Origin of the sequence: Streptomyces sp. NBC_01235, from assembly GCF_035989285.1 — a bacterium.
Lineage (GTDB): Bacteria > Actinomycetota > Actinomycetes > Streptomycetales > Streptomycetaceae > Streptomyces.
Map to the genome: position 1 here is coordinate 9,492,708 of NZ_CP108513.1, position 13,058 is coordinate 9,505,765.

General features: G+C 70.6%; 10 protein-coding genes and 1 tRNA gene. 7 read left to right on the forward strand and 4 right to left on the reverse strand.

All coding sequences use genetic code 11. The features are described from left to right. Entirely contained in the window at positions 1 to 597 is a 597-nt protein-coding gene (locus tag OG289_RS42780) for a TetR/AcrR family transcriptional regulator (RefSeq protein WP_327319387.1), read from the reverse strand. A 447-nt stretch (positions 598 to 1,044) separates the two neighbouring features. On the opposite strand from OG289_RS42780, the gene OG289_RS42785 reads away from it, so the two are divergent. Continuing rightward, entirely contained in the window at positions 1,045 to 1,791 is a 747-nt protein-coding gene (locus tag OG289_RS42785) for a cobalt-precorrin-6A reductase (RefSeq protein WP_327319388.1), read from the forward strand. 125 nt (positions 1,792 to 1,916) lie between these two features. On the opposite strand, the gene cobF is transcribed toward OG289_RS42785, so the two are convergent. After that, entirely contained in the window at positions 1,917 to 2,690 is a 774-nt protein-coding gene (gene cobF / locus OG289_RS42790; RefSeq protein WP_327319389.1) for a precorrin-6A synthase (deacetylating), read from the reverse strand. A 44-nt stretch (positions 2,691 to 2,734) separates the two neighbouring features. Then, positions 2,735 to 3,280: a DUF309 domain-containing protein gene (locus tag OG289_RS42795; protein WP_327319390.1), complete on the reverse strand. Its 546-nt coding sequence runs from the start codon at positions 3,278 to 3,280 to the stop codon at positions 2,735 to 2,737. Positions 3,281 to 3,378: 98 nt separating this feature from the next. Here OG289_RS42795 and OG289_RS42800 point away from each other — a divergent pair. The 6 genes from OG289_RS42800 to OG289_RS42825 all read left to right on the forward strand — a co-directional run bounded on the left by OG289_RS42800 (position 3,379) and on the right by OG289_RS42825 (position 11,579). After that, positions 3,379 to 3,452, forward strand: a tRNA-Pro gene (locus OG289_RS42800). Between the two features lie 762 nt (positions 3,453 to 4,214). Beyond that, positions 4,215 to 4,568 carry a hypothetical protein gene (locus tag OG289_RS42805; RefSeq protein WP_327319391.1) on the forward strand — a complete coding sequence of 118 codons (354 nt, stop codon included), beginning with the start codon at positions 4,215 to 4,217 and terminating at the stop codon, positions 4,566 to 4,568. 725 nt (positions 4,569 to 5,293) lie between these two features. Then, a complete protein-coding gene (locus OG289_RS42810) occupies positions 5,294 to 6,346 on the forward strand; it encodes a phosphotransferase family protein (RefSeq protein WP_327319392.1) in 1,053 nt (350 codons plus the stop codon). A 66-nt stretch (positions 6,347 to 6,412) separates the two neighbouring features. Beyond that, complete coding sequence (locus tag OG289_RS42815) at positions 6,413 to 7,561, forward strand: GNAT family N-acetyltransferase (RefSeq protein ID WP_327319393.1); 1,149 nt, start codon at positions 6,413 to 6,415, stop codon at positions 7,559 to 7,561. A gap of 109 nt (positions 7,562 to 7,670) precedes the next feature. After that, positions 7,671 to 10,415, forward strand: a complete 2,745-nt coding sequence (locus OG289_RS42820; RefSeq protein WP_327319394.1) for an HAD hydrolase family protein — start codon at positions 7,671 to 7,673, stop codon at positions 10,413 to 10,415. 30 nt (positions 10,416 to 10,445) lie between these two features. Beyond that, positions 10,446 to 11,579 (forward strand): GNAT family N-acetyltransferase, encoded by a 1,134-nt coding sequence (locus OG289_RS42825; RefSeq protein ID WP_327319395.1) that lies wholly within the window; start codon positions 10,446 to 10,448, stop codon positions 11,577 to 11,579. 88 nt (positions 11,580 to 11,667) lie between these two features. Here the strand turns inward: OG289_RS42825 and OG289_RS42830 are convergent, their stop codons facing one another. Further along, positions 11,668 to 12,978: a lipopolysaccharide biosynthesis protein gene (locus OG289_RS42830; RefSeq protein ID WP_327319396.1), complete on the reverse strand. Its 1,311-nt coding sequence runs from the start codon at positions 12,976 to 12,978 to the stop codon at positions 11,668 to 11,670. Positions 12,979 to 13,058: the final 80 nt, after the last annotated feature.

Genomic DNA, 13,058 nt, shown 5'->3' on the forward strand with positions numbered 1-13,058 from the left:
TCAGGACTCCCGGCCGACGGACCGCAGGGCGTGCTCCAGCAGGGCGCGGACCTCCGCCGCCACCGCGTCGATCGGGGTGGTACTCCGCTCGGTCCGGCACATGACCACGGCGCCCTCGACGGCGGCCACCACGAACGCGGCCAGCCGTCGCGCGCGCTCCTCGGGCAGGCCGTGGCGCAGCAGCAGGGCGGCCAGGGCCTCCTGCCAGCGGGCGAAGGCCGCCGCTGCCGAGCGGGCGTGCTCCGGGGCGCCGTCGTCGGTCTCCACGGCGACCGCCACCACGGGACAGCCGACCCGGAAGTCGCTGCGGAGGAGACGCTCCCGCCACAGCGTGAAGAACCCGTCGACGGCCCGCAGCGGGTCGGGGTCGTCCATGGCGGCGTCGATCAGGCCGGCGATGAAGTCCCCGGCGAACACCACCGCCTCGTCGATCAGCTGGGTCCTGCCGCCGGGAAAGTGGTGGTACACCGAGCCGCGCGGGGCCCCGCTGTGGGCGAGCACCCGGTCGATGCTCACGCCGCCCGCCCCGTGCTCCCCGAGCAGAGCGGCGGCACTGGTGACCATCCGCTCGCGGCTGTCGCTCCTGCGCGGGCTCACGTGGACGCCTCCTGACGTCGGTGCGCGGGCCCTCGGACGGGGCCGCACCTGCTACCGGTCAGTAATTATGCTCTATGGCATAGAACATGCAAGAGGCGTCCTCGGAGACGGTGCCTGGGAGGCGGTGTCTCAGTGCCGGGCGGGATGGTGTCCCGGGCCTCCTCCAGGCCGGGCACGTCCTTGCCGGTCATCTCCAGGCAGAAGCCGTCGAGGAGGCCGGGTGGTGCTGTCGTACGCGCTTCGCTCACGGATGAAGCGTGAGCGCGGAGGTCCCGCGACGGCTGCCTAGACTGACCGCCGGTGACGAGTCGATCGGGGCAGGGAGAGATGTCTGGTGCCGCATATCGACGCCGAGGCCTGTGGCCGGCGCGCAGCCCGTACGGTCCTCGGCCTCGACGCCGGCGGTCCGACGGCGACGTCGGGCCGGGTCGTCGTGCGGGAGTCGGCGTGACCCGGCACGTCCTGGTGCTGGGCGGCACCACCGAGGCGCGTGAACTGGCCGCCGCCCTGGCCGCCCGCCCCGGAATCCGGGTGACCTCGTCGCTGGCGGGCCGGGTGTCCCGGCCGGGGTCGCTCGACGGGGACGTACGCATCGGCGGGTTCGGCGGGGCGGAGGGGCTCGCCGACTGGCTGCGCGAGCAGCGGGCGGACGCCGTCGTGGACGCCACGCATCCGTTCGCCACCGGCATCACGGCGAACGCGGCGAGCGCCACGGCGGCGACCGGTCTGCCGCTGGTGGTACTGCGCCGCCCGGGCTGGCGGGCAGGGGCCGGGGACCGCTGGCACGAGGTGGCGTCGCTGGAGGCGGCGGCCGAGCTGCTGCCCGGCCTGGGCCGACGGGTCCTGCTGACGACCGGCCGGCTCGGCCTCGCGGCCTTCGCCCACCTCGACGGGCCGCACTTCGTCGTACGGTCCGTGGAACCACCCGCACCTCCGATGCCGTCCGACGTGGAGCTGGTCCTGGCGCGGGGGCCGTTCACCGTCGCCGACGAGCTGACGCTGCTGCGGGAGCACCGGATCGACGTGGTGGTGACGAAGGACAGCGGGGGAACGGCGACGGTCGCGAAGCTGACGGCCGCGCGGGAACTCGGGCTGCCGGTGGTGGTCGTACGGCGCCCACCGCTGCCGACGGGCGTGACGGCCGTGCCGGACGTGGCGGCCGTCCTGGACCGCCTGGGGCTCAGGGCGCCGTGACGGCGGCGCGGATGCGGTCGACGGCGCGGAGCACCTCGGTGCGGTGCTTGGCGCTCCTGATCCAGGCGGGGAGGCGGGCGACCGCCGTCACGCCATCCGCGCACAGGTGACGGGCCGCTCGGGGGCTACTCCCGATCCGGGTTGCGGCGCAGCAGGTACGTGTCCATGATCCAGCCCTTGCGCTCGCGGGCCTCGGCACGCAGCCGCTCGATGCGGGGGCCGGCCTCGGCGATCGGACCGGAGACGAGGATCTCGTCCGGGGTGCCTATGTACGCGCCCCAATAGATGTCGACGTCCTCCTCGGCGTACTGCCGGAAGGTCTGATGGGCGTCCAGCATCACCACCACGTCGTCCACCCCCTCCGGGAAGCCCTCGGCGAGCCGGCGGCCGGTGGTGATCTGCACGGGCCGGGCCACCCGGTTCAGCCCGGTCCGATGCCGGGCGACGAGCGCCGAGACACTGCTGATCCCCGGGACGACGTCGTACGTGAAGGCCACCGTGCCCCGGGCCAGCACCTCCTGAAGGATGCCCAGCGTGCTGTCGTACAGCGCCGGATCGCCCCACACCAGGAACGCGCCGCTCTCGTCCTCGCCGAGCTCCTCGGCGATCAGCCGCTCGTAGATGTCGGCGCGGGCGCTGCGCCAGTCGCCGACGGCCGGGGAGTAGGCCGCGCCGCCGGCCCGGCGGTCCCGCTCCGGATCCCGGGCCTCGACCACCCGGTACCGGCCCTGCGGTATGTGCGCGTCCAGCATGTCGTGGCGCAACCGCGTCAGGTCGCTCTTCACCTCGCCCTTGTCCAGGACGAAGAACACGTCCGTGTTCCGCAGCGCTCTGACCGCCTGAAGGGTCAGCTGGTCGGGGTCGCCCGCGCCGATACCGATGACATGAATCTCTCGCACGCCACGAGTCTGCCGTACGCCACTGACAGTGACCGTGCCGGGTGTCAGCGCAGCCGCGGCGCCCGGTCGCCTGCGTCCACCGCCGCGCCGGTCCGCTCCACCGTGTCCGCCAGTTCGCGAGCCCAGCCGGCCAGCCCCGCGAGATCCATCCCGTACGGCCGCCCCTCTCCCGCGCCCGCGCCGGCCGCCTGGGCCGCCCACTCCTCCACGGCCCCCGCGCCGCGCCGCAGCAGCCGCGCCCCGCCCGTGAGGTTCCCCCGGGCCGCGTGCGTCAGACCCACCGCGAGCTGGGCGAGCCCGCGCCACAGGGCGCGCTCCGACTCGGGGCCCGACTTCCACGCGTCCTCGAAGACCTCGTGCGCGTGGAACGGCTTCCCGTCGTCCAGCAGGGCCTGTGCCTCGGCGACGGTCTCCTCCGGTGTGCGGACGACCCCCTCGGGCTGCCGCTCCACCCCGGCCGTGCCGTACGGCAGGGGCCTGCCGAGCCCGTCCCGCGGCCGGGCGTTGCGCGCCCGCCCTTCGCCGTCCCTGTCCCGGGCACCGGTGGGCCGGTCGCCGCGCGTACCTCCTGTGCTGCCCAAACGGTCCATACGGCGATTGTCCCGCGCCCGGGCCCCCTTCGGCGCAGTGCCCGGTGTGGGGTAAGGTTCTGTTCGCGCGATCACACGGCACGCCGTGCGAAGCGCACCGGGACGTGGCGCAGCTTGGTAGCGCACTTGACTGGGGGTCAAGGGGTCGCAGGTTCAAATCCTGTCGTCCCGACTTGCAACGCAGCAGGTCGGAGCCCGTGGCGGAGCATGCCGCTGCGGTCTTTCGGCGGGTGACCGCGCTCGCCGCCCGCCGCGCAATCACCGCCCTCGGCCGGATCGGCCGCACCGTCGTCTCAACCCATCGAGGGTGAAGCCCGACCACCGAGGGCCCGGACACCCGGCTGCCCGTGCAGCCACCCGACGCCCAGCCCTGCGCGAACCCCCTGACTTTTTGCTGTTCATGCGTCAGAGCCCTGTCTCCCTTTGGTGAGGCAGGGCTTTTGATCGTTTTCTGGGCGGAGGGCGGAGGGCGGAGGGCGGAGGGCGGAGGGCGGAGGGCGGAGGGCGGAGGGCGGAGAGCCACGCGCGGGCGCGAGGTGCGGGTGTGACCGACCGTGTTCGTCGCCTCTCGGGCCACTCATTCACAGCAATGGGCACCGCGGTTCGAATTGCCTGCTCCGCACGTTTCTGAACTGGGGATTTCTGCCGACTACGGGCGCCTGGGGCCGCCTGTGGCCCCGAGCGGACAGGATGACTGGATTGCCGTCGGTCACGTTGCAGGGCCTTCTGGATACGGGGACTTCCCCACCAGCTTTCTCACTCACACACAAAGAAAGGCGCGGAATTCGGAATGCCATCTCTCAAGCGCTTCGGGCCCGTTGTCGCGTCGGCCGCGGTCCTGACCTCCCTGGCCATGGCTGTCGCTCCGGCAGCCACAGCAGCCACGACCCCGCAGATCACCAATCCTGTCCCTGTCGTTCAGGATTCGAAGACCGTGGGGTCCACGTCGGAGACTTGCGCCGCTCTGAGCGCTCAGCTGTCCACGCAGCTGCAGGCCGCCCAGACGGCTCTGGCCGCCACGCCGCCCGACGTCGTCGCGGCCCAGGCGGCAGTCACCGCGGCCCAGGCCACAGTCGTACAGCTTCGGGCCCAACTGTGTCTCCCGACGGTGCCCACGCCCTCGCCGATCTGTGCGGCTCTCGCTCTCCAGCTGAAGCAGGACATCGCGGCCCTGTCCGCCGCGTTGGCGACCATCCCGCCCAACCAGGTCCAGATCAGCCTGGCCTTGAAGGCGGTGCTCGCCACCACCGCGGCACTCCAGGCCAACGCTTGCGTGAGCGTCGCCTGACCGACGGTTCATCGCGCAATACCGACCTGACGAGTTGTCCGGGAGTGCCGGTGATTCACTGAGCAACCCTGACCTCGTGGTCTCCACATGTGGCGTTGGGTTCGACGGTTCGCCACCGTCGAACCCGACGCTGTGTTCAGCGTCCGAAAATCTCCAGGGGCGTCTGGGCGGACAGGCCGTAGCCGTATCCGAGGGGGATCCGACGGTGAATCGGCCGGGGAGCCTGTGGATCCGCCCGACTTTCCCTGCCCCTCGGTCTCGACGCTGATGATCTCGGGTGTCTCGGCGACGACGTCCGGCATCCATGCCATGGCCGCCTTGAAGTATCGGCGTCGACGTGTTCGACACCGGCTTCGCGGGAGGCGAAGGCCTCCAGGAGGACGAAGCGGTTCGGGCCGGCGGTGTCCACGGACCACTCGAAGAAGAGGTTGCACGCGCTCCCGGCTCAGCCGGCCGTTCCGGCCGCGGTCACTGGCCCGCCGGGCTTGGTCCGCACCTGAGTCACGTGCCATTCGCCTGCCTCGGCATGCCGTGACCAGGCGGTATCGCATCCATATCCGGCGTAAACGCACACGAGCCGGCACGTGAAAGCACGCGGGCGACTCGGGGGGTCGTGAGCCGAGCACGGCGATTCGCCGACAGGCCGAGTGGCCCGGCGTCAGAGTCACCGCGATGATGAGAAATATCCATACATTTCGGGAATCTCGGGCTGAGAGGAGGGCCGGATGGACCTTGCAGCGGAGCTGCGCGGGTTCTTGCCGATACATCCCGCAGGTCTGCTGACCCGTCCGGTCGACCTCGTGATCGCCCGCCGGTTGGCAGGTTCCCTCCGTGCGGGCGGCGCCCCCTACGGTCACCCGCGTGGGCCTCGACGGACACTCTCCGATCTCCTGGTGTTCCGCCTCGACGGCGACGCCACGCCACCCGTCCTGGTCAAGCACCCCCGCAGCGCCCGTGCGACCGCATCGCTGGCCGAGGAATGCAACGCCGTACGGCGGCTGGCTCACGACGAAAGCCTCGGCGCGTGGCGGCTGCTGCTGCCCGTGGTGGAGCAGTGCCGACTGGAAGGACCGCTGCCGCTGGTGGTGGAAAGCTGCCTGCCCGGCATCGAGGGCGACGTGTTGCTGCAGCGTTCCCCTCAGCTGGCCCGCCCGGTCACGGAGTCCGCGCTCGGCGCGATCCGTGAGCTGCACCGGGCCACTGGCCGGAGGGAGGAGGTGACGGCCCGGCTGGGCGACTGGGTCGACCCCCGATTGAGCGTTCTCGCCGAAGAGGTCCGCTGGTGCCGCCGAGGCGAGGGCGCGGAAGCCATGACGTTGCTGCGCGACCGCCTGGTGCGCGCACTGGCCGGCCGCAGTCTGCTGGTGGCGTGGACACACGGCGACTTCCATCCCGGAAATGTGTTGCTGACGCGGCGGCACGGGGACTTGTGCGGGGTGATCGACTGGGCAGGCGCCCTCCCCGACGGCCCGGCCATGCTCGACTGCCACACCTTTGTGCTGACCATGCGGCACCAGCTCGAAGGGCGCCAGTTCGGACATGTCGTCGCCGATGTGGTGCGGCGCGCTTCCCTCTTGCCCGAGGACCGGCGACTGCTCGCCGAGGCAGGGGTGCTCGCTTCCGACTCCGAGGGCGAGACCGCGTTCACGTTGCTGACCTGGCTGTGGCACGTCGCGGGGAACGTGGCGAAATCGGCCCGCTACGGGCGCAGCCACCGTTGGGTCGCCGACAACGTCGTGTCCGTGCTCAACGAGGTGTGTGCGCAGGAGTCGCCATGACCGTGGGACCTGCGGTCCAGGATGCCCGGTCTTCCCGGCCCACTTACGATCAATACATGGAGGTACGTGAGTCTTCGTTCCGCTAGCGGCGTCCTTTCGGAACCCACTCCCCTGCAGGAGAAGACTGTGAACGCACCCGCTGGACTTCTGATCGACACCGCGGCCGGTCCGGTGCACGTCACCACCCCCGCCCCACGTGACATCTGGTGGGAGCTGACTGGCCGGGACACGGACACGCACGTCACCCAGACCCCCACCTGGCTCGAATGCCTGTGCGCCACGGGCCCGTACCGGGACGCCAGCCGGCTCTACGAATTCGAGGACGGCGGACAGATCGTGCTCCCGCTCGTCCGCCGTAGACAGCGCCCGGAACAGCGGTTGGACGCGGTCGAGTCCTGGCCCGCCGCCTGGGGTGTCGGCGGGCCGGTTTCTCCCGGCGGCGTCAGTTCGGTTCAGGCACGGGCGATCCTGGACGACCTCGACCAGCTACCGGCCTTCCGGGTCGGGATACGGTTCCGGCCGGGGGATGACGACGTGTGGGCGAGTGCCGCGTCGGCGGGTTTCCGGACGGAGCCTCATATGACACAGGTGTTGGATCTCGACGGCGGATTCGGCACCGTCTGGGAGCGCCGTTTCCATAAGCGCTTGCGCCACGAGATCCGACAGGCCGAACGCTCGGATGCAGAGGTGCAGGTCGACCGCACTGGCCGTTTCGTCCCTGTCTTCTACGACCTGTACGAGCAGTCGATCGTACGCTGGGCCCGGCAGCAGCACGAGCCGCTGGCGCTGGCCCGTTGGCGCAGGACGAGGGCTTTTCCGAAGAGTTGGCTCGAAGCGGTGGTTGGCGCGTTCGGCACCTCGTGCACGGTGTGGACGGCCTGGCGTGCGGGTGAGCCCGCCGCGGCGATCGTGGTGCTGCGCCATGGCTCCCACGCCAAGCTGTGGCGAGCGGCCATGAACCGAGATCTGGCACATCCAGTCAAAGCCAATCCCCTGCTCTACCGGCTGGCGATCGAGGACGCATGTGCCGCGGGCTGTCGACGGTTCGATATGGGAGAGTCCCGGCCCGGATCCTCCCTCGCCGCATTCAAGGCGCGCTTCGGAGCGGACAGCTTCTCGTCTCCCCGGTACTACCGTGAGCGGCTACCGGTCTCCGTGGCAGAGCGTGGCCTGCGAGCCGCCGCCAAACACTTGATCCGCTTCCAAGACGCCTGACAATCCGCTCTCGCAGGGTGCGGGACGTGGCAAGAGCACAGACACGGTCCCGCGGTGGCACCGGCCTGGTGCCTCGTGACGGGCGCCGGTTCGAGCGGTAGGAGGAGTCTTGATTCCTCAGAGCGACATGCATGGCATCCGGCAGGCGGTTCCCGACCTGCACGCAGACGTGACCGAGCTGTACCGCGGGCTGCTCGCCGCAGCGGACCGCGGCGACCCGCTCGACGCCTACCTTTTCGCGGCTGGCATCGTCCAGGTCAGCCATGACCGGCTGAAAGGCACCTCCTGGCTGATCAGCCGGGCGGCACGACACCTCGACGGCACCGGGCCCGGTACCGTGCTGCGACTCGCCTTGAACGGTGCCGCGACCGTTGGAGCGCTGTTGTCGGCGCACCGCCGTCTGCGGGTCTGGCTGTCAGCCGCCCAGCAGGTGACCGACGCCTTGGCAGACGCCGTCGTGGCCCTTCCACCCGATGGTGCCGAGGGCCGGGACGAGGCGACCAGGCGGACGTCGCACCTCCTGGCGCGCATAGGGGCCGAGGTGCCGGAACCAGTAGCCGTGCTGCTCGCGGACAGTCTGCTGCGGCCTCCGTCCTGCTTTCGCAGTTTTGACCAGCACCCCCGCGACGTCGTCGAGCTCGTCGCACGCTTCGCCCACCGGTATCCGGACCGGAATCGTCGGGTTGTGGTGTTCGGCCTGCTCACCTCGGGCGGCTATCTCGCCCCCCTCGTTGCGGCCGCCCTCCGGGCCGAGGGGTATGCGCGGGTGGAGGTCCGCATCACCAGACCCGCGGAAGCGGCCTCGTGGGCCGACACCGCCGCGCTGCGGTCCGCACGGCGTGACGGCGCTCTGGCCTTGTTGATCGACGATCCGCCGTCCACCGGCGAGACACTGGCCGGGGCAGTGAAGGGGCTGCGGCGCGCGGGCTTTCCAGCCGAACGAATCGTCATGCTCCTCGCCGCCTTCGACGACCGACCGCTTCCCGGATCCATCGCCGGATGTCCGAGTGTCGTCCTGCCGCCGGCCGACTGGCACATCCGCGACCGAATGCGGGAGAAGGAACTGCGCCGCAGTCTGGCCGAGTTGCTGCCGGATCAGGAGGTGCTGACGATTGCCGTGGGGGAGCCGGATCTTCCCTCCCGCTGGTCCCATGTCGCGGTGTCGTTCACCGCCGTGGTACGCGCCGGCTCCGGACACAGGGAACTGCACATGGTCGCGCAGGGCGCTGGGACCGGCTACTTCGGCCGCCACGCCGTCGAGGTCGCCGACGCGCTCGACGGTCTTGTGCCCCGGGTGTACGGGTTCCACGACGGAGTGCTTCTGCGGGACCGCCTGCCGGGGGAGCCGGGCCGGCTGCTGGACCTTGCCCCGACGCAACACGTCCTGGTGGCGGATGTCGCCCGATACGTCGCCCGCCGTCGTGAGCGGCTGCCGCTCGCATCGGATCGCAGCTCGCTGCTGAAGGGGCGTCAGCCGGTCTGGGAGGTCGGCGCGCGGGTGTTCGCCGACAGGTGCGGACGGCTGGCGGGCCCTCTGCGACCACTGCTGATCGATCCGCTGCTGCGTGACCTGTTGCGCACCGAGGCGGCCTCACTGGTGGACGGGCAGACGGCCTTCGGACGCTGGTGGCCTGGTCCCGAGGGATGGGCCAAGGCTGACTTTGACGAAGGGTTCTTCAGCCATCTGGACCTGGCGGACTATGACGCGGCCTACGATCTGGCAGGCGCGGCGCAAGCCCTGCCCGAGCACGCAGACCAGTTGCTGGGCGACTACGAACGGCTCACGGGCAGCCGGATCCCGGCCGCCCGATGGTGTGTGTACCAGGCTGTGCACGGCTGGAACGCCGAGCGACTTGCCGGTTCGGCCCCCGGTTCCACTGTGCACGAGGCCACCGCCCGACGGACGCGGTCCCGGGCCGTTCAGGAGTATCTCGCCGGCCTCTATCTGGCGGACCTCGATCTCCAAGGCGACGATCTCGCGCAAGTGCACCCACGCCTTCCGGGAGGGTGGTGCGCCTTGGACGTGGATGGTGTGCTGGAGACGGACGTGTCCGGCGCCCCAGTATCCACACCGACCGGGATGCTTGCCCTGCGGGGACTGCTCGCCCATGGGCACCAGGTACTGCTCGCCACCGGACGTCCGGTACCGGAGGTGCGCGACCGCTGCCGTGCGTACGGGCTGCCTGGTGGCGTCGCCGAATACGGCGCCGTTGTGTACGACTCCGCGCGTGACCGCGAGACCTCACTCGTGACCGGCCCCGACCCCTCCGCTTTGGCCGGTCTGCTCTCAGGGCTGCCGTCCGTGGCACTTGACCCGCAGTACCGGCGGTGCGTGCGGGCGCACCGGGGCTCCGGCACGCACCGCTCAGCGTTGGACGACGCGACCGTGCGCGAGGTGACCCGCCGTCCCGAAGCCGCTGGTTTCGCCGTCGTCCAGGGCGAGACCCAGACCGACTTCGTTCCCGTGGGCGTCGACAAGGCAGCGGGCCTCGCGGCGCTGCTGAACCTGCTCGGCGCCCCCGCTGGTGCCCGCCCCGTGCTGGCCGTGGGCGACAGCGCCACCGACATCCCGCTACTGCGGTGGGCGCGCAACGGCTTTGCGCCAGGCAACGCCGCCCCGGCGGTACGGGCGGCGGGGCTCACGGTCCTGCGCCGGCCCTGCCAGGCCGGGCTGGCCGACGCGGTGGAGCGACTGCTGGGGCACCGCCCGGGCGGCTGCCCTCGCTGCCGCGCGCCTGGGCTGTCCCCCGCCGACACGGCACTGACGGCTCTGCTGGCAGTGCCGGAGGCCGGCCGGGCGGGAATGCCTGTCCGGCTGGCCAGGCTTGCTGTGGCGCGTGCGGGTCTCCGCTGACGGACGAGTCCACAACGTGAGGAGGCGGAGATGAGTCACCGGCAGGTACGGCCGCGCGAATCGCGGGAATGGGAGATCCGTACCGGCAACGGGCCGGTACGCGCCACGAGTCCGGTTCCGCGAGAGACCTGGGCGCGAGTGCTCGCCGCCGACCCCGGAGCCATGGTGTTCCACCTGCCCGAATGGTTGGACTGCCTTTGCGCGGTCGGTGGCTGGAAGGACGCCGGTCGGCTCTACCGGACTGGTGACGGCCGGGAGCTCGTCCTGCCAATGGTGTGTCGGCCGGCGCGGCCGCACCTGCTCGCCGTGCGGGCGTCGCTTCCCCCCGGCTGGGGCACGGGAGGCATTCTGGCGCCCGGAGGGGTGCGGCCCGAGGAGGTCGACCTCATTCTTGCCGACCTCGTCACCGATCGGGCGCTGCGCACCAGACTCCGTCCCTCCTTCGACGCCGCATATGCGTGGCCGGGCCCGGCGCCGGGATTCGTCTCCGTGCCGCGCACCGTGCATGTTCTCGACCTTGACGGCGGTATGGACGCCATATGGTCCAAGCGATGGTCTGCAAACACGCGAAGGCACATGCGCGTCGCGGAACGCAGGGCCGAGGAGGCCGGGCTGATCATTGAGACCGGGAATTCGCCGCAACTGGTCGAGCACTTCTACGACCTTTACCTGCGGTGGCTCGACCGGCTGGCGCGGGAACGGCACGTGCCCCCGGTCGTGATGCGAAGGCGAGGCCGGCGCTCGGAGCCGCTTGCCAAGTTCCACGCGGTCGCCGCTGCCCTTCCGGGTGCCTGCCGCATCCGGGTCGCCACTGTTGAGGGCAGACCCGTGGCCGCGATGATCACGCTGCTCCACGGTGAGGTCGGCGTCTACTGGCGCGGCTACAGTGACAAGGAGACGGCCGGTCGGCTGAGAGCGAATTACCTTCTTCATCTCCGCTCCATCGAGGAGGCCTGTGATGCGGGTTGCCGCTACTACGAGATGGGGGAGTCCGGAGGGATCGCTTCGTTGGAGCAGTTCAAGGTGCGCCTCGGCGGCGAGGAGCGGCCCCTCACGGAGTACCGGCTGGAACGGGAACCGCTGACGCGCTTGCAGGGCCGGATGGACGGTATCCGTGGAGCCGCGGAGCACTGGATTTCCGAGCGGGGAACTGAGGGTCCCTGAGAACTCGTACCGATCATGATCGTGTTGCGAGCTCTTGAGGCCGGATGCGCCGGAGCGATCAGCCGTCTCCTGTGGTGACTCGTCTCCTTCATCCCGTCCGCGGTGCCGACCGGCCGACAGGCAGCCACAGCCGCTTCTGCCACCACAGCCACAAGGCCACCGTGGTCTGTGCGATGAGCCAGCCCGCGCCGACCCCTGCGATGCCCAGCACTGGCAGCAGCACCAGGGACAGGCCGGTGGACAGCGAGCAGACCACGGCCAGGATGCCCATCAGCATGCGCAGTCGGCGCTGGGCACGGCAGGCGCTGACGGCGGTGATCACCACCAGATTGGGGACGGCCGACAGAGCCACCAGCCGGAGCAGTCCGGCCCCATTCCGTGCGTAGTCGGCACCGAACACCCGCAGCACCAGGGGTGCCGCCGCGCAGAGCACCACCGTGCCCGCCACCAGGAGCATCCCGGTGTGCCGTAGCACCTTGCGGCACTGCTTGACCAATTGAGCCGGGTCGTTCGCCGCCTCCACGATGAGCGATTCACCCATGCTGGCGTTCAGTTGGTACAGCGAGAACCCGGCGAGCCAGGCCAGTGAGAAGAATCCTGCCTGGTCGGGTCCGAGGCGGTTGAGGATGAGGATCGGGAGCAAGGCGGTTGCGCCGAGCCAGAACAGCGCGGCGACGTAGTCCGCCATGATGTAGCCGGCCGTGGGCCTGCTGGCGTCGGCGCGCTCGTCCAGCGCGGTCTCGGCGTGCCGGGGGAAGGCCCTGGCATACAGGAAGCCGTTGGTGACAGTGACGGCGACGGCAATCGCGAGCGTCCACGACAGCAGAATTCCGCTTGCCGGCAGGGTGACGGCCAACACCCCCACCAGTACGATCTTCGCCACCGCGAACACGGCGTTTTCCAGTACCACCCAGTCCGTGCGCCGAAGCCCGGTCAGTACCCCGTCCTGGATGACGAAGACCGCGTATGCCGCGCTCGCCAGGACGAAGCAGGGCCCCAGGAGCGGGTCGTGCAGGAAGCCCAGTCCCGGCGAGAGCACGGGCTGCAGAAGCAGGAACGCTCCCGCGAGGAACACGGTCGATGCGCAGGCCGCCAAATAGGCCCTGGTCACCAACCGGCGGGTGCGTTGTGCCGCCGTGGGTACGAAGCGGAGCAGCACGTTGGTCAGATTGAGCTGGCCCACACCCGCGAGCAGCATCATCGCCGACACCGCCGAGTAGTTGCGGCCCACCGTGTCGGCGTCGTAGTTGTGGGCGGCGAATGCCCAGTATGCCGCCCCCAGGGCCGCGGTCAGGACCGAATTGAACGTCAGCACGTGGCCGTTGCGCAGCAACTGGTCTCTGGATCGCAGGGCCCCCTCGTCGGTCCCCCGCAGGAGCTTCCCCAGTCCCGAGCTCATCGTGATCGCCCGTAGGTGGCTCCCGGGCGCATGGGGTCCGGGCTCGGCGGCGACGATTGGCCCGTACGGGCAGTCTGCGT

Coding starts and splice junctions, on each gene's coding strand:
- OG289_RS42795 (WP_327319390.1), bottom strand. CDS start 3,280: ATGGACCGTTTGGGCAGCACAGGAGGTACGCGCGGCGACCGGCCCACC.
- OG289_RS42825 (WP_327319395.1), top strand. CDS start 10,446: ATGAGTCACCGGCAGGTACGGCCGCGCGAATCGCGGGAATGGGAGATC.
- OG289_RS42830 (WP_327319396.1), bottom strand. CDS start 12,978: ATGAGCTCGGGACTGGGGAAGCTCCTGCGGGGGACCGACGAGGGGGCC.
- OG289_RS42810 (WP_327319392.1), top strand. CDS start 5,294: ATGGACCTTGCAGCGGAGCTGCGCGGGTTCTTGCCGATACATCCCGCA.